Origin of the sequence: Streptomyces sp. McG3 (assembly GCF_018619185.1) — a bacterium.
Classification (GTDB): domain Bacteria; phylum Actinomycetota; class Actinomycetes; order Streptomycetales; family Streptomycetaceae; genus Streptomyces.
Genome location: NZ_JAAXYC010000019.1, coordinates 26347 through 42558, shown reverse-complemented (window position 1 = coordinate 42558; position 16212 = coordinate 26347). Strand labels below are relative to the sequence as shown.

The window sequence follows — 16212 nt, the reverse complement described above, 5'->3', positions numbered from 1 at the left end:
CCCGAGATCGGCTCCCGCGCACCTTCGCCGTCCCTCTACGCTGGCGGGTATGCCCACGCTGATCCTCGTACGCCACGGACGCTCCACCGCCAACACCGCCGGAGTGCTCGCTGGCCGCACCCCCGGCGTCTCCCTCGACGAACGCGGCACCGAACAGGCCGCGGCCCTGCCCGCACGGCTTTCCGCGGTGGCCCCGGTCCTCGCCGTCAGCAGCCCCCTGGAGCGCTGCCGGCAGACCCTCCAGCCGCTCCTCGACGCCCGCCCCGGCCTGCCCCTGCACACCGAGGACCGCATCAGCGAGTGCGACTACGGCGACTGGTCGGGACGGAAGCTGGCCGAACTGGCCGACGAGCCCCTGATGTCCGTCGTCCAGCAGCACCCCTCCGCGGCGGCCTTCCCGGGCGGCGAATCGATGCGCGCCATGCAGGCCCGCGCCGTCGACGCCGTACGCGACTGGAACGACCGGGTCGAGGCGGAGCACGGTGAGGACGCCACCTACGTCATGTGCTCGCACGGCGACATCATCAAGTCCCTCGTCGCCGACGCGCTGGGCATGCACCTGGACCTCTTCCAGCGTGTCCACGTCGACCCCTGCTCGGTCACCGCGATCCGCTACACCCGGCTGCGCCCCTTCATCCTGCGGCTCGGCGACACCGGCGACCTCGCCTCCCTGGCCCCCCGCGAACACTCCGTCGGAGCGGACGCCGCCGCGTCCCCCACGGACGACGGCTCGGCGGACGCGACGGTCGGGGGCGGTGCGGGCGCGCCGTGATCGCTCCGGGCAGTAGGGTGGACGCGCCGTAGCGCCGCCCAACCACCATCGAAGCTCAAGGGAGCAGGACGTGTCCCGTCAGGTGTTCCTCTACGACCCACCGGACCGATTCGTGGCCGGTACGGTCGGGTTGCCTGGCCGCCGTACGTTTTTCCTGCAGGCGTCCTCTCAGGGCCGGGTCACCAGCGTCGCCCTGGAGAAGGCTCAGGTCACCGCTCTCGCCGAGCGGATCGACGAACTGCTCGACGAGGTCGTACGCCGCACCGGGGGCAACTCCCCGGTGCCCGCGGTGGCCCCCACCGACGTCTCCGACACCGCGCCGCTCGACGTGCCCGTCGAGGAGGAGTTCCGGGTCGGCACCATGGCCCTGGCCTGGGACGGCGAGGAACAGCGCATGATCGTCGAGGCGCAGGCCCTCGTCGAACTCGACGCCGGCTCCGAGGACGACCTCGCGGAGGCCGAGGAGAAGCTCCTCCAGGACGAGGAGAACGGCCCGCCGATGCTCCGCGTCCGGCTCAGCGGCTCCCAGGCCCGCGCCTTCGCCAAGCGGGCCCTGGACGTCGTCAACGCCGGCCGCCCGCCGTGTCCGCTGTGCAGCTTGCCACTTGATCCGGAAGGACACGTATGCCCGCGCCAGAACGGATACCGTCGCGGAGCCTGACGGACACCGACCTGCTCACCCTGCTCACCGAGGGCACGATCAGCGTCCTCGGGCAGGTCGGCGGGGCGTCCAACGCGGTGCTGCACTGCACGGTGGAGTACGAGGGCGAGGAGCGCCCCTGCGCCTACAAGCCGGTCGCGGGGGAGCAGCCGCTGTGGGACTTCCCCGACGGGACCCTCGCCCAGCGGGAGGTCGCCGCGTACGAGATCTCCCGGGCGACCGGCTGGGACCTCGTGCCGCCGACCGTGCTGCGCGACGGGCCCTACGGGCAGGGCATGTGCCAGCTCTGGATCGAGGGCCCCGCCTCCGACGAGGACACCCCCGAGCTGCTGGCGCTCGTCGAGGGCGAGGAGCCCGGTGACGGCTGGAAGGCCGTGGGCTTCGCGGACGTGGGGGAGGGGAAGACCGCGCTGCTGGTGCACGCCGACGACGTCCGGCTGCGGCGGCTCGCCGTGCTGGACGCGGTGATCAACAACGGTGACCGCAAGGGCGGACACCTGCTGCCGGCCCCCGGCGGACGGCTCTTCGGCATCGACCACGGCGTCACCTTCAACGCGGACGACAAGCTGCGGACCCTGCTCTGGGGCTGGGCGGGCGAGCCGCTGACCGAGGAGGCGCTGGCCGTGCTGGGCCGGCTCGCCGATGAACTGGCGCCGGGGACCGCCCTCGCCACCCGGATGGCCGAACTCATCACACCGGCCGAACTGGAGGCCCTGCGGCAGCGGGTCGCCGGGCTGGTCAAGAGCGCCCTGCACCCGCAGCCGAGCGGCCAGTGGCCGCCCATTCCCTGGCCGCCGGTGTAGGAGCTCCTCGCGTCCGGGGCAGGCCGTACCGCCTGCCCCGGGTTTCACGCAAGAGGGCCTCTTCGGACAGGTTTCCGGTGCCGGTTCGTATCCGGAAGCATCGTCCGGTTACGCTCATGACATGCATGCCTGGCCCGCTTCTGAGGTCCCCGCCCTGCCTGGCAAGGGCCGCGACCTTCGGATCCACGACACCGCGACCGGCGGACGGATCACCCTTGACCCCGGTCCCGTCGCCCGCATCTATGTCTGCGGCATCACGCCGTACGACGCGACCCATATGGGTCATGCGGCGACCTACAACGCGTTCGACCTCGTTCAGCGCGTGTGGCTCGACACCAAGCGGCAGGTCCACTACGTCCAGAACGTGACCGACGTGGACGATCCGCTGCTGGAGCGGGCCGTGCGCGACGGTCAGGACTGGACCGAGCTCGCGGAGCGCGAGACGGCACTCTTCCGCGAGGACATGACCGCCCTGCGGATGCTGCCCCCGCAGCACTACATCGGAGCGGTCGAGGCGATACCGGGCATCGTGCCCCTCGTCGAACGCCTCCGGGACGCGGGCGCCGCCTACGACCTGGACGGCGACATCTACTTCTCCGTCGACGCCGACCCGCACTTCGGCGAGGTCTCCGGCCTCGACGCCGAGGCGATGCGCCTGCTCTCCGCCGAACGCGGCGGCGACCCGGAGCGCCCCGGCAAGAAGAACCCCCTCGACCCGATGCTCTGGATGGCCGCCCGCCCGGGCGAGCCGAGCTGGGACGGGGCCTCCCTGGGCGAAGGCCGCCCGGGCTGGCACATCGAGTGCGTCGCCATCGCCCTCGACCACCTCGGCATGGGCTTCGACATCCAGGGCGGCGGCTCCGACCTCGCCTTCCCGCACCACGAGATGGGCGCCTCCCACGCCCAGGCGCTGACCGGCGAGCACCCGTTCGCCAAGGCGTACGTCCACGCCGGAATGGTCGGCCTGGACGGCGAGAAGATGTCCAAGTCGCGCGGCAACCTGGTCTTCGTCTCGACGCTGCGCCGCGACGGCGTGGACCCGGCGGCCCTCCGGCTCGCCCTGCTCTCCCGCCACTACCGGTCCGACTGGGAGTGGACCGACCAGGTGCTGGCCGACGCCGTCGAGCGCCTCGCGCGCTGGCGGGCCGCCGTCTCGCGCCCCGACGGACCGTCCGCCGACGCGCTGGTCGACGAGGTCCGCGAGGCCCTCGCGGACGACCTGGACAGCCCCGCAGCACTCGCCGCGGTGGACCGCTGGGCCGCGCTCCAGGGCGCGGAGGGCGGCACGGACGAGGGCGCGCCCGGCGTCGTCTCGCGTACGGTCGACGCCCTGCTGGGCGTCGCGCTGTAGGACGGAGCGCGGGTCCGGACACACGAACGGAGCGCCGCACGGGATCGTCTCCCGTGCGGCGCTCCGTTGTTCGCCACCGGCGCCCGGTCAGTCCTCGTCGGGGGTGTCCCCGGAGCCTCCGCCGGGATCGTTCCCCGGCGCCTCGTCAGGACCCTTGGCGCCCTGGTCGTCGGCGGCTCTCCCCCGCCCCGGCTCCGCACGCGGCGGCTTCGGCGGGCGGGTGCGGCCGCTGGAGGGGTCGCGCAGATACGGCACGTCCCCGGACTCCGTCGCGTGGCCGCCCGGCCCCTGCCCGGGGCCGCCGTCCCGCCGTCGCAGATAGCGCTCGAACTCCCGGGCGATGGCCTCGCCGGACGCCTCGGGAAGCTCCGCGGTGTCCCGCGCCTCCTCCAGCGTCTGCACGTACTCGGCGACCTCGCTGTCCTCCGAGGCCAGCTGGTCCACCCCGACCTGCCAGGCGCGTGCGTCCTCGGGCAGCTCGCCCAGCGGGATCCGCAGTCCGATCAGGTCCTCGAGGCGGTTCAGCAGGGCCAGCGTCGCCTTCGGGTTCGGTGGCTGGGACACATAGTGCGGTACCGCCGCCCACAGGCTGACCGCGGGCACCCCGGCGTGGGTGCACGCCTCCTGGAGGACCCCGACGATGCCCGTGGGCCCCTCGTACCGCGTCTCCTCCAGGTCCATCGTCCGCGCCAGGTCCGCGTCCGAGGTGACCCCGCTCACCGGCACCGGCCGGGTGTGCGGGGTGTCGCCGAGCAACGCGCCCAGGATGACGACCATTTCGACGCCCAGCTCATGGGCGAAGCCGAGGATCTCGTTGCAGAACGACCGCCAGCGCATGGAGGGTTCGATACCGCGCACCAGGACCAGGTCCCGGGGCTTCTCCCCGCCCACCCGCACCACGGACAGCCGCGTCGTCGGCCAGGTGATCTTCCGCGTACCGCCGTCCAGCCACACCGTGGGCCGGTTGACCTGGAAGTCGTAGTAGTCCTCGGCGTCCAGCGCCGCGAACACCTCGCCCTTCCACTCCCGGTCCAGATGACCGACCGCTGTGGAGGCGGCGTCCCCGGCGTCGTTCCAGCCTTCGAACGCGGCCACCATGACCGGGTCGATCAGCTCGGGCACCGACTCGAGCTCGATCACCCGGGCCTCCTTCCGATGTCTCCATACGTACGGAGCAACCTTACGGCTTCCGGGGCCCCCCGCCGCAGCCCTCTCGCACGGCCGGGTGAACCCTGCCACCGGGAGTGGATCATCGGGCGGATCAGTGCATCATGGCCCCCGCGACACGGCGGCCCGGCGCTCCGCGCCGGTACGGCGGCGGGGCGGCCCCGCGTCAGCTCCGCGGCGAGGACGGCGCTTCCCGGCGCACCACCGGGGCGATCTCCTCCGCGAACCGCTGGAGGGTCTCCAACTGCTCCGGCCGGCCCAGCCCGAAGCCGTCCACGGTGATCGACTGGAGGTCGTGGCGGTAGACCTCGTGCCAGCCGAGGATCTTGTCGATGATCTGCTGCGGGCTGCCGATCAGCTGCGGGCCGCCCGCGATCGCCTCCTCGATCGTGCGGAACGGGGTGTTGTAGCCGGCCTTGCCCTCCAGATGCGGCTTGAAGACCTGCCGCACCCGCGCCTCGTACAGCTCCTTGTACTGGTCGACCGCCGCCTGCGAGCTGTCGGTGATGAGGAGTCCGCCCGATCCCGCCGCCACCTCGGCGTCCGCCGGATCGTGCCCGTACGCCTCGAACCGCTCCCGGTAGTGGGCGATGAGCCGGGCGTACGCCTCGACCGGCTGGATGGCGTTCGCGGTGAACAGCGGGTCGCCGTGCTTGGCCGCCAGCTCGGGGGAGTTGAGGCTGGTCGCCGAGCCGTGCCAGACGCGCGGCACGCCCGCGTACGGACGGGGCACCGTCGTCACGTTCTTCAGGGGCGGCCGGAACTCGCCCTCCCAGTCGACGCCCTCCTCGCTCCACAGCCGCCGCAGCAGCTCGTACTTCTCCTTCTGGAGGTCCCACTGCCGTGCCTCGTCGAGCCCGAACAGGTCGAAGTGCCCCGCCTCCGCGCCCTTGCCGACGACGAGTTCGACCCGGCCCCGGGATATCTGGTCCAGCGTCGCGAAGTCCTCCGCCACCCGGACCGGGTCGAGGATCGCGACGACGGTCACCCCGGTCAGCAGCCGGATGGTGCTCGTACGGGCCGCGATCGCGCCCAGCACCACGTTCGGACTGGAGGAGAGGAAGGCCCCGGCGTGCCGTTCGCCGATGGAGTACGCGTCGAAGCCGAGCCGCTCCGCCACCGCGGCCGTGTCGATCACTTCCTCGAACCGGTCGGCGGCCGGGAGGAGTTCACCGGTGAGCGGGTGCGGCTCGTGGCCGATCAGGGAGAGCACGGAGAATCTCATGAACTCCACTGTCCCCGGGGCACGTTGCGGGCGTATGGCGGCAATGTGGCGCGTGCGCCGGGACGATCGCGCACGCCGACGGGGGCGGCTCCCGCGGGAGCCGCCCCCGTCGCCCGTCCACGCGGGACGGGCCAGAACAGGTCAGTCCTTGTCGGCCAGCAGCTTCTCGACGCCGGCGCGGACGTCTTCCGTCGCCAGGCCCCGGATCGTCAGCGTGGTCCGGCGGCGCAGCACGTCGTCCGCCGTCTCGGCCCACTCGTGGTCCCGGGCGTAGGCGACCTGGGCCCAGATCTCCGGGGCGTCCGGGTGGACGCGCTCGGCCAGTTCCGGGCTCTCGTTCGCCAGCCGGGCGATGTCGAAGGCGAGCGAACCGTAGTGCGTGGCCAGGTGCCGGGCGGTGTCCGGCGCCATCCGGGGGCCGGGTGTGCCGCCGTCGATGAGCAGCCGGTGCGCCACCGCGTTCGGGTTGGCGATGCCGGGCAGCGGGAGCTTCCTCGGCAGCCGGTTCATCGGCTCCATGTCCTCGGCCAGCGGGTGCCCGGGCAGGGCGGCCAGCTTGTTCATGACGGTGCGGCCGATGTGGCGGAAGGTCGTCCACTTGCCGCCCGCCACCGACAGCATTCCGCCGCGGCCCTCGGTGACGACCGTCTCGCGCTTGGCCTTGGAGGTGTCGCCGGGACCGCCGGGCAGCACCCGCAGACCCGCGAAGGAGTACGTGATCAGATCGCGCGACAGCTGCTGGTCCTTGATCGAGAACGCCGCCTCGTCGAGGATCTGCGCGGTGTCGGACTCCGTCACCGCGACATCCGCCGGGTCGCCCTCGTACTCCTCGTCCGTCGTGCCGAGCAGCAGCATGTCCTCCCAGGGCAGGGCGAACGTGATCCGGTACTTGTCGATCGGGGTGGCCAGCGCCGCCCGCCACGGCCGGGTCCGCTTGAGGACCAGGTGCGCGCCCTTGGAGAGACGGATGGAGGGGGCCGCGTTCGGGTCCTCCATCTTCCGCAGGTGGTCGACCCAGGGGCCGGTGGCGTTCAGGACGAGCCGGGCGGTGACGCCGAACTCGGTGCCGTCCGTGCTGTCCGTCAGGTCGGCGCCGGTGACCCGGCCCCGGGTGAAGCGCAGCCCGGTGACCGCCGCGTGGTTCAGGACGACCGCGCCCGCGTCGACGGCCGCGCGGACCGTCATCAGCGCCATGCGGGCGTCGTTCATCTGGTCGTCGCGGTAGACCGCGACCGCCTTCAGGTCGTCCGTACGCAGCTCGGGCACGTCGCGCTGCGCCTTGGCCGGGGAGATGACATGGCCGACGCCGTCGCCGAAGGCGGAGAGCGCGGAGTAGGCGAAGACGCCCGCGCCGAGCTTGGCCGCGCCGTGCGGGCCGCCCTTGTAGACGGGCAGGTAGAAGGTGAGCGGGTTGGCCAGGTGGGGGGCCACCTCGCGGGAGACCGCGCGGCGCTCGAAGTGGTTCTCCGCGACCAGCTTCACCGCGCCGGTCTGGAGGTAGCGCAGACCGCCGTGGAGCAGCTTGGAGGAAGCGGAGGAGGTGGCGCCGGCGAAGTCGCCGGCGTCCACCAGTGCCACCCGCAGCCCGGACTGCGCGGCATGCCAGGCGGTGGAGATGCCCAGGATGCCGCCGCCGATGACCAGGAGGTCGTACGTGGCCCGGGACAGCTGCTCCCGGGTCTCGGCGCGGCTCGGCAGCGAGCCGGAGGCCGGGTGCGTTCCGAGGGCGGGAACGCTCTGCAGGGTGGTCATGGTGATGCTCCTCGTCAGCTTTCTTCGTCCTCGATCCAGCCCATGGTCCGTTCGACGGCCTTGAGCCAGCTCTTGTACTCGCGGGCACGGGTGTCCGCGTCCATACGGGGTGTCCACTCGGCGGCCCGGCGCCAGTTGGCGCGCAGCGCGTCGGTGTCCGGCCAGAAGCCGACGGCCAGACCGGCGGCGTAGGCGGCGCCGAGGCAGGTGGTCTCGGCGACCATGGGGCGCACCACGGGCGCGTCCAGGAAGTCGGCGAGCGTCTGCATCAGCAGGTTGTTGGACGTCATGCCGCCGTCGACCTTGAGCGCGGTCAGCTCGACGCCGGAGTCCTTCGTCATGGCGTCGCTGATCTCGCGGGTCTGCCAGGCGGTGGCCTCCAGGACGGCACGGGCGATGTGCGCCTTGGTGACGTAACGGGTGAGACCGGTGATCACCCCGCGGGCGTCGGGACGCCAGTAGGGGGCGAAGAGACCGGAGAAGGCGGGCACGAAGTAGGCGCCGCCGTTGTCCTCGACCGAGGAGGCCAGCGTCTCGATCTCGGCGGCCGACTTGATCAGGCCCATCTGGTCCCGCATCCACTGCACCAGCGAGCCGGTGACCGCGATGGAGCCCTCCAGCGCGTACACCGGGGGCTTGTCGCCGATCTGGTAGCCGACGGTGGTGAGCAGCCCGTTGTACGAGTTGACCGGGGTGGAGCCGGTGTTCATCAGCATGAAGGTGCCGGTGCCGTACGTGGACTTGGCCTCGCCCTCGGCGAAACAGGTCTGGCCGAAGAGGGCCGCCTGCTGGTCGCCGAGCGCGGAGGCGACGGGCACGCCGTCGAGGATGCCGCCCTTGGCGTGGCCGTACACCTCGGCGGAGGAGCGGATCTCGGGGAGCACCGCGGCCGGGATGCCGATGGAGGAGAGGATCTTCTCGTCCCACTCCATCCGGTGCAGGTTCATCAGGAGGGTGCGCGAGGCATTGGTGACGTCGGTGACGTGTACCCCGCCGTCGGTGCCGCCGGTGAGGTTCCAGATGACCCAGGAGTCCATGGTGCCGAAGAGGATGTCGCCGGCCTCGGCGCGCTCGCGCAGCCCCTCGACGTTGTCGAGCAGCCAGCGGACCTTGGGTCCCGCGAAGTACGAGGCGAGCGGCAGCCCGGTCTCGCGGCGGAACCGGTCCTGGCCCACGTTGCGGCCGAGCTCCTTGCAGAGCGCGTCGGTGCGGGTGTCCTGCCAGACCAGGGCGTTGTGCACCGGCTCACCGGTGTTCTTGTCCCACATCAGCGTGGTCTCGCGCTGGTTGGTGATGCCGATCGCCTTGACGTCGTCGGAGGTGATGCCGGCCTTGACGATGGCCCCGGCGACGACCTCCTGGACGTTCTCCCAGATCTCGGTCGCGTCGTGCTCGACCCAGCCCGGCTTCGGGAAGATCTGCTCGTGCTCCTTCTGGTCGACGGAGACGATCCGGCCGTCCTTGTCGAAGACGATGCAGCGGCTGGAGGTGGTGCCCTGGTCGATGGCCGCGATGAACGGCCCGGTGCCGTGGGTGCCGGTGGTGTGTGCGTCGGTCACGGTGTGCTCCCGGAAGTCTGTGAAGTGGTGGAGGTGCGGCTCGGGCTACGCGAAGGCGAGGTTGTAGAGCCCGCCGGCGAGTGCGCCGCCGACGAGCGGACCCACGATGGGTACCCACGCGTAGCCCCAGTCCGAACCACCCTTGTTCGGCAGCGGCAGCAGGGAGTGCACGATGCGCGGACCGAGGTCGCGGACCGGGTTGATGGCGTAGCCGGTCGGGCCGCCGAGCGAGAGGCCGATGCCGACGACGACCAGGGCGGTGATCAGCGCGCCGAGCGTGCCGATGCCGTTGCCCCCGTCGTTGAGGCCCTGGGTCAGGATCGCCAGGACCAGCACGGTGGTGGCGATGATCTCGGTGATGACGTTCTGGACGCCGTTGCGGATCTCCGGACCGGTGGAGAAGATCCCGAGCACCGGGCCGGCCTTCGGGGCGGCGGTCTGGTCGACCATGCCCTCGTCGGTGGACTTCGTCCCGACGATCTCGGGGTCGGTGAGGTGGGCGTGGAACTGCCCGTAGTAGACCGCCCAGACCAGCAGGGCGCCGATCATCGCGCCGAGCAGCTGCGAGCCGAGGTAGAGGGGCACGTCGCCCCACTCCGTGCCGCCCTGGATGGCCAGGCCGACCGTGACCGCGGGGTTGAGGTGGGCGCCCGATACGCCGCCGGCGAGATAGGCGCCGGTCAGCACGGCGAAACCCCACCCGAAGGTGATGGCCAGCCAGCCCGCGTTCCGGGCCTTCGAGCTCTTCAGCGTGACGGCGGCACAGACACCGCCGCCGAGCAGGATGAGTACGGCGGTACCTATGGTCTCGCCGATGAAAATGTCGGAGCTGGACACCCGCGACTCCTTTGTCCTTCGTCCAGGGGAGAGCGGAGCACCGGTCCCGCCGGTGATCCGCGCCCCAGATGGGTATCCACGAAGCGTGGGCAGCCCACCTGTAAGGGCTTGACCGGCCCTTGGCACTGTCACACCCTAACGCGTATTGCCGTTAGGCGTTCGACAATGCCGACCGTTGAACGGCAGTGTTTCCCCCGAGTGAAGGAAGCGTCAAGGGTTCTGTGGTCCACGACTCGGTGCGCGACGCGATCGTTACCGCGAGGGCCGGGGCGGGCCCGGACGGTCCGGGACGGGCTCGGACGTGCCGGGGCGCGAGCGGACGATCACCCGGCGCCGGGCGGCAGGGGCGGACGCGGCTGCGTACGGGGTCATGCGTACGGGGGTGGAGGTGCGGCGTCGCGCGGTGCGGGGAGCGGGCGGGTCGTGCGGGCCGTCAGAAGCGGCCGGCGCCCAGATCCCGGGAGACCGCGCGGGCGCAGTCGCGCACGGCCGCGATCAGCTCGGGGCGCAGCGTCCCGCCCGGGGCCACCCGCTCCACCGCGCCCGTCACGGCGACCGCCCCGACGGGCATCCTGCGCCGGTCGTGGATCGGGGCGGCCACCGCGGCCACGCCCTCCCAGGTCTCCTCGGCGTCGGCGGCCCAGCCCTGGGCCCGGATCAGGTCGAGCATCGACTCGAAGGCGTCGTCGGCGGTGACGGTGCGCCCGGTGAAGGAGCGGCGCTCCGCCTCCATGACCTCGCTGTGGGCCACCGGGTCGTACGCGGACAGCACCTTGCCCAGCGCCGTGGAGTGCAGCGGCTGCATGGCCCCGACCTCCAGCACCTGGCGGCTGTCGTCGGGCCGGAAGACGTGGTGGACGATCAGCACGCCGTGCTGGTGCAGCACCCCGAGGTGGACGCTCTCGCCGCTGGAGCGGGCCAGGTCGTCCGTCCAGACCAGGGCGCGCGCCCGCAGTTCGTGGACGTCCAGATAGCTGTTGCCCAGCCGCAGCAGCTCCGCGCCCAGCTGGTAGCGCCCCGACGCCGCGTCCTGCTCGACGAAGCCCTCCAGCTGGAGCGTGCGCAGAATGCCGTGCGCGGTGCCCTTGGCCAGCCCCAGTGAGGAGGCGATGTCGGAGAGCCCGAGCCGGCGCTCGCCGCCCGCCAGCAGACGCAGCATCGCGGCCGCCCGCTCCAGCGACTGGATGTTCTTGGCCATCGCGCCGTACTCCTCCACCTCGGTTCGACAATGCTGAACACTATCGGTCGATGCCGACCTGCGCGGGACTCCGGGGGAAAGTCTCCGCCACCGGGCCGCACGCGATGCACCCGCACAGCATGCAGTCCGTCCCATGGACGCACCTACGGTCCCGGACGCCGTCCGGCTACGCTGGCGAGGTGCGCCTTCCCCAAGAAGGACGCAAAGCCGACAGCCGTCGCATCCCTGGGAGATCATCCATGGCCTCGTTGCCGACATCCGCCGCCGACAGCCGGACCCGCGCAGACGCGCTCCGAGAGGCACTCGCCACCCGCGTGGTGGTGGCCGACGGGGCGATGGGCACCATGCTCCAGGCACAGGACCCCACGCTGGAGGACTTCGAGAACCTCGAAGGCTGCAACGAGATCCTGAACATCACCCGGCCCGACATCGTGCGCTCGGTCCACGAGGAGTACTTCGCGGTCGGCGTCGACTGCGTCGAGACCAACACCTTCGGCGCGAACCACTCCGCCGCGAACGAGTACGAGATCGCCGACCGGATCGTCGAGCTCTCCGAGTCCGGCGCCCGGATCGCCCGCGAGGTCGCGGACGAGTTCGCGGCGAAGGACGGACGCCAGCGCTGGGTCCTCGGCTCGATCGGCCCCGGCACCAAGCTGCCCTCGCTCGGCCACATCACCTACGACGTCCTGCGCGACGGCTACCAGAAGAACGCCGAGGGCCTCCTCACGGGCGGCTCCGACGCCCTGATCGTCGAGACCACCCAGGACCTGCTGCAGACCAAGTCCAGCATCATCGGCGCGCGCCGGGCGATGGACGCCCTCGGCGTCCACGTGCCCCTGATCTGCTCCCTCGCCTTCGAGACCACCGGCGTCATGCTGCTGGGATCCGAGATCGGCGCCGCCCTGACCGCCCTGGAGCCGCTGGGCATCGACCTGATCGGGCTGAACTGCTCGACCGGCCCGGACGAGATGAGCGAGCACCTGCGCTACCTCGCCCGCCACTCCCGTACGCCCCTGATGTGCATGCCCAACGCCGGCCTGCCCGTCCTCACCAAGGACGGCGCGCACTTCCCGCTCGGCCCCGACGGTCTCGCCGACTCCCAGGAGACGTTCGTCCGGGACTACGGTCTCTCCCTCATCGGCGGCTGCTGCGGTACGACGCCGGAGCACCTGCGGGCCGTCGTCGAGCGCGCCCGGGGGCTCACCCCGACCGAGCGGGACCCGCGCCCCGAGCCCGGCGCGGCCTCGCTCTACCAGACCATCCCCTTCCGGCAGGACACCGCCTACCTGGCGATCGGGGAGCGCACCAACGCCAACGGCTCGAAGAAGTTCCGCGAAGCCATGCTGGAGGCCCGCTGGGACGACTGCGTGGAGATGGCCCGCGACCAGATCCGCGAGGGCGCGCACATGCTCGACCTCTGCGTCGACTACGTGGGCCGTGACGGCGCCGCCGACATGACGGAGCTGGCCGGCCGCTTCGCGACCGCCTCCACCCTCCCGATCGTGCTGGACTCCACCGAGCTGCCCGTGCTGCGCGCCGGCCTGGAGAAGCTCGGCGGCCGGGCCGTGCTGAACTCGGTGAACTACGAGGACGGCGATGGCCCCGAGTCCCGATTCGCGCAGGTCAGCGCCCTGGCCTCCGAGCACGGCGCCGCCCTGATCGCCCTGACGATCGACGAGGAGGGGCAGGCCCGCACGGTCGAGCACAAGGTCGCCATCGCCGAGCGGCTGATCGAGGACCTCACCACCAACTGGGGCATCCACGAGTCCGACATCCTCATCGACACCCTGACCTTCACCATCTGCACCGGTCAGGAGGAGTCCCGGGGCGACGGCATCGCCACCATCGGGGCGATCCGCGAGCTCAAGAAGCGCCACCCGGACGTCCAGACCACGCTGGGCCTCTCCAACATCTCCTTCGGTCTGAACCCGGCCGCCCGGGTCATCCTGAACTCCGTCTTCCTCGACGAGTGCGTCAAGGCCGGCCTGGACTCGGCGATCGTGCACGCCTCGAAGATCCTGCCGATCGCCCGGCTGGAGGAGGAGCAGGTCAAGGTCGCCCTCGACCTCATCTACGACCGCCGCAGCGAGGGCTACGACCCCCTCCAGAAGCTCATGGAGCTGTTCGAGGGCGTCAACATGAAGTCGATGAAGGCGGGCCGGGCCGAGGAGCTGATGGCCCTCCCGCTGGACGAGCGCCTCCAGCGGCGCATCATCGACGGCGAGAAGAACGGCCTGGAGGCCGACCTCGACGAGGCCCTCCAGGACACCCCGGCCCTCGACATCGTCAACAACACGCTGCTGGAAGGCATGAAGGTGGTCGGCGAGCTGTTCGGCTCGGGCCAGATGCAGCTGCCGTTCGTGCTCCAGTCCGCCGAGGTCATGAAGAGCGCGGTGGCCCATCTGGAGCCGCACATGGAGAAGACCGACGACGACGGCAAGGGCACGATCGTGCTCGCCACCGTCCGCGGCGACGTCCACGACATCGGCAAGAACCTCGTCGACATCATCCTCTCCAACAACGGCTACAACGTCGTCAACCTCGGCATCAAGCAGCCCGTCTCCGCGATCCTGGAGGCCGCCGAGGAGCACCGCGCGGATGTGATCGGGATGTCCGGCCTCCTGGTGAAGTCGACGGTGATCATGAAGGAGAACCTCCAGGAGCTCAACCAGCGCAAGATGGCCGCCGACTTCCCGGTGATCCTCGGTGGCGCCGCGCTCACCCGGGCCTACGTCGAGCAGGACCTGCACGAGATCTACGAGGGCGAGGTCCGCTACGCCCGGGACGCCTTCGAGGGCCTGCGCCTCATGGACGCGCTCATCGGCGTCAAGCGCGGCGTGCCCGGCGCGGTCCTGCCCGAGCTCAAGCAGCGCCGGGTACCCAAGAAGAACACCGACACCGCGGTGCTGGAGGTCGAGGAGCCCGAGGGCTCGGTGCGCTCGGACGTCTCCACCACCAACCCCATCCCCGAGCCGCCGTTCCGGGGCACCCGCGTCATCAAGGGGATCCCGCTCAAGGACTACGCCTCCTGGCTCGACGAGGGCGCGCTGTTCAAGGGCCAGTGGGGCCTCAAGCAGGCCCGGAGCGGCGATGGACCGACGTACGAGGAGCTGGTGGAGACCGAGGGACGCCCGCACCTGCGCGGCTGGCTCGACCACCTCCAGTCCAACAACCTCCTGGAAGCGGCCGTCGTCTACGGCTACTTCCCCTGCGTCTCCAAGGGCGACGACCTGGTCCTCCTCCACGAGGACGGCTCCGAGCGCACCCGCTTCACCTTCCCGCGCCAGCGCCGCGGCCGCCGCCTCTGCCTCGCCGACTTCTTCCGCCCCGAGGAGTCCGGCGAGAGGGACGTCATCGGCCTCCAGATCGTCACCGTCGGCTCCCGGATCGGCGAGGCCACCGCCGAACTGTTCGCCGCCAACTCCTACCGCGACTACCTGGAGCTGCACGGCCTCTCCGTCCAGCTGGCCGAGGCGCTCGCCGAGTACTGGCACGCCCGGGTCCGCAGCGAGCTCGGCTTCGCCGGGGAGGACCCCGCCGACGTCGAGGACATGTTCGCGCTCAAGTACCGCGGCGCACGGTTCTCGCTCGGTTACGGGGCGTGCCCGGACCTGGAGGACCGGGCGAAGATCGCCGACCTCCTCCAGCCGGAGCGGATCGGCGTGCACCTCTCCGAGGAGTTCCAGCTCCACCCGGAGCAGTCCACCGACGCCATCGTCATCCACCACCCCGAGGCGAAGTACTTCAACGCCCGGTAGGACGGACTCCGCCCCGCGGCCTCGCGCCCTTCGCGCACCGCGGCCGGACACGTCGTAGACTGGTCGGTCCAGTGCAGGCCGGTCGCCCTCCCGTTTTCCGGGAATGGCGGCCGGCCTTCTCGTCCCTTACGGAAGGTGTGCCGGATGACCAGTACGGTCCCCGCGTCCTTGACCCGCACGGCCGAAGGCGCCGCCCTGCAGGCGGTCCTTCTCGACATGGACGGAACCCTGGTCGATACCGAGGGCTTCTGGTGGGACGTCGAGAAGGAGGTCTTCGCCGGCCTGGGGCACCGGCTCGACGAGGCCTGGCGGGACGTGGTCGTCGGCGGTCCGATGACCCGGAGCGCCGGCTACCTCATCGACGTCACCGGCGCCGACGTCCGGCTGGACGAGCTGACGGTGCTGCTCAACGACGGATTCGAGAAGCGCATCGAGCGCGGGGTGCCGCTGATGCCGGGCGCCGAGCGGCTGCTCGCCGAGCTGGCCGCCTACGAGGTGCCCACCGCGCTCGTCTCCGCCTCCCATCGCCGGATCATCGACCGGGTGCTGGAATCGGTGGGCCGCCACCACTTCGCGCTGACCGTCGCCGGGGACGAGGTAACCCGGACCAAACCCCACCCCGAGCCCTACCTCACCGCTGCCGCGGGCTTCGGCGCCGATCCCTGGCGCTGCGCGGTCATCGAGGACACCGCGACCGGCGTGGCCGCCGCCGAGGCCGCCGGATGCCGGGTCGTCGCCGTGCCGTCCGTCGCCCCGATCGCGCCCGCGGCCGGACGTGTGGTCGTCGGCTCCCTCGAAGAGGTCGACCTCGCCTTCCTGCGCAAGCTCATCACCCAAGCGGGCGGAACGGGCTGACCCGCACCGGGTGCGCGTCCGCGCCGGTCGCGCACTTGTGAACGAACAGCGGATTTTCTGGTCGTCCCCGTGTGCGTTCCGGCAACGTTCCGTGGATGTGGATCAGTTGCGGGGTGCATCTGTGAAGAGGCCTGACAGGTGACCTTCCTCACCTGTGGGCCTCCGGTGGGCCGCCGGGATCGGGTGGGCTGTCCGTAATGGTGAGCGTATGTCGCCCCGCCCGGTCACCGGGGGAGCGGGAGCCGCCCGCCGGACGGTCGGAGGGGCCACCGGC

12 protein-coding genes are annotated in these 16212 nt (G+C 71.4%); 6 read left to right on the top strand and 6 right to left on the bottom strand.

Annotated features, from left to right (window positions below; genetic code table 11):
- Positions 1 to 49 precede the first annotated feature (49 nt).
- From HET64_RS05505 to mshC, 4 genes are all read left to right on the top strand, one after another.
- Positions 50 to 772: a histidine phosphatase family protein gene (locus HET64_RS05505; protein ID WP_215102902.1), complete on the top strand. Its 723-nt coding sequence runs from the start codon at positions 50 to 52 to the stop codon at positions 770 to 772.
- Positions 773 to 842: 70 nt separating this feature from the next.
- Entirely contained in the window at positions 843 to 1433 is a 591-nt protein-coding gene (locus HET64_RS05500; protein ID WP_215102900.1) for a DUF3090 domain-containing protein, read from the top strand.
- Complete coding sequence (locus HET64_RS05495; RefSeq protein WP_215102898.1) at positions 1397 to 2236, top strand: SCO1664 family protein; 840 nt, start codon at positions 1397 to 1399, stop codon at positions 2234 to 2236. The genes HET64_RS05500 and HET64_RS05495 overlap by 37 nt, the downstream gene beginning before the upstream one ends.
- A gap of 121 nt (positions 2237 to 2357) precedes the next feature.
- Positions 2358 to 3587 (top strand): cysteine--1-D-myo-inosityl 2-amino-2-deoxy-alpha-D-glucopyranoside ligase, encoded by a 1230-nt coding sequence (gene mshC / locus HET64_RS05490; RefSeq protein ID WP_215102896.1) that lies wholly within the window; start codon positions 2358 to 2360, stop codon positions 3585 to 3587.
- An 87-nt stretch (positions 3588 to 3674) separates the two neighbouring features.
- Here the strand turns inward: mshC and HET64_RS05485 are convergent, their stop codons facing one another.
- The 6 genes from HET64_RS05485 to HET64_RS05460 all read right to left on the bottom strand — a co-directional run bounded on the left by HET64_RS05485 (position 3675) and on the right by HET64_RS05460 (position 11325).
- The gene (locus HET64_RS05485) at positions 3675 to 4727 is read right to left on the bottom strand and encodes a PAC2 family protein (RefSeq protein ID WP_215102894.1); all 1053 of its coding nucleotides are present in this window, start codon (positions 4725 to 4727) and stop codon (positions 3675 to 3677) included.
- 193 nt (positions 4728 to 4920) lie between these two features.
- Positions 4921 to 5979, bottom strand: coding sequence for an LLM class flavin-dependent oxidoreductase (locus tag HET64_RS05480; RefSeq protein WP_215102892.1), 1059 nt, complete (start codon positions 5977 to 5979; stop codon positions 4921 to 4923).
- A 141-nt stretch (positions 5980 to 6120) separates the two neighbouring features.
- Positions 6121 to 7731, bottom strand: a complete 1611-nt coding sequence (locus HET64_RS05475) for a glycerol-3-phosphate dehydrogenase/oxidase (RefSeq protein WP_215102890.1) — start codon at positions 7729 to 7731, stop codon at positions 6121 to 6123.
- Between the two features lie 14 nt (positions 7732 to 7745).
- Positions 7746 to 9290, bottom strand: a complete 1545-nt coding sequence (gene glpK / locus HET64_RS05470; RefSeq protein ID WP_215102888.1) for a glycerol kinase GlpK — start codon at positions 9288 to 9290, stop codon at positions 7746 to 7748.
- A 45-nt stretch (positions 9291 to 9335) separates the two neighbouring features.
- On the bottom strand, positions 9336 to 10127 hold the full coding sequence (locus tag HET64_RS05465) for an MIP/aquaporin family protein (RefSeq protein WP_215102886.1): 792 nt from the start codon (positions 10125 to 10127) through the stop codon (positions 9336 to 9338).
- A gap of 433 nt (positions 10128 to 10560) precedes the next feature.
- Positions 10561 to 11325, bottom strand: a complete 765-nt coding sequence (locus HET64_RS05460; RefSeq protein ID WP_215102884.1) for an IclR family transcriptional regulator — start codon at positions 11323 to 11325, stop codon at positions 10561 to 10563.
- Positions 11326 to 11564: 239 nt separating this feature from the next.
- Here HET64_RS05460 and metH point away from each other — a divergent pair, with 239 nt between their 5' ends.
- The gene (gene metH / locus HET64_RS05455) at positions 11565 to 15083 is read left to right on the top strand and encodes a methionine synthase (protein WP_215102882.1); all 3519 of its coding nucleotides are present in this window, start codon (positions 11565 to 11567) and stop codon (positions 15081 to 15083) included.
- Between the two features lie 144 nt (positions 15084 to 15227).
- Positions 15228 to 15938, top strand: coding sequence for an HAD family phosphatase (locus HET64_RS05450; RefSeq protein WP_215102880.1), 711 nt, complete (start codon positions 15228 to 15230; stop codon positions 15936 to 15938).
- Positions 15939 to 16212 lie beyond the last annotated feature (274 nt).

Bases quoted from the DNA above. Each gene is read 5' to 3' on its own strand.
- metH (WP_215102882.1), top strand. From the start codon at position 11,565: ATGGCCTCGTTGCCGACATCCGCCGCCGACAGCCGGACCCGCGCAGAC.
- HET64_RS05495 (WP_215102898.1), top strand. From the start codon at position 1,397: ATGCCCGCGCCAGAACGGATACCGTCGCGGAGCCTGACGGACACCGAC.
- HET64_RS05475 (WP_215102890.1), bottom strand. From the start codon at position 7,731: ATGACCACCCTGCAGAGCGTTCCCGCCCTCGGAACGCACCCGGCCTCC.
- HET64_RS05460 (WP_215102884.1), bottom strand. From the start codon at position 11,325: ATGGCCAAGAACATCCAGTCGCTGGAGCGGGCGGCCGCGATGCTGCGT.
- mshC (WP_215102896.1), top strand. From the start codon at position 2,358: ATGCATGCCTGGCCCGCTTCTGAGGTCCCCGCCCTGCCTGGCAAGGGC.
- HET64_RS05480 (WP_215102892.1), bottom strand. From the start codon at position 5,979: ATGAGATTCTCCGTGCTCTCCCTGATCGGCCACGAGCCGCACCCGCTC.
- HET64_RS05505 (WP_215102902.1), top strand. From the start codon at position 50: ATGCCCACGCTGATCCTCGTACGCCACGGACGCTCCACCGCCAACACC.
- HET64_RS05450 (WP_215102880.1), top strand. From the start codon at position 15,228: ATGACCAGTACGGTCCCCGCGTCCTTGACCCGCACGGCCGAAGGCGCC.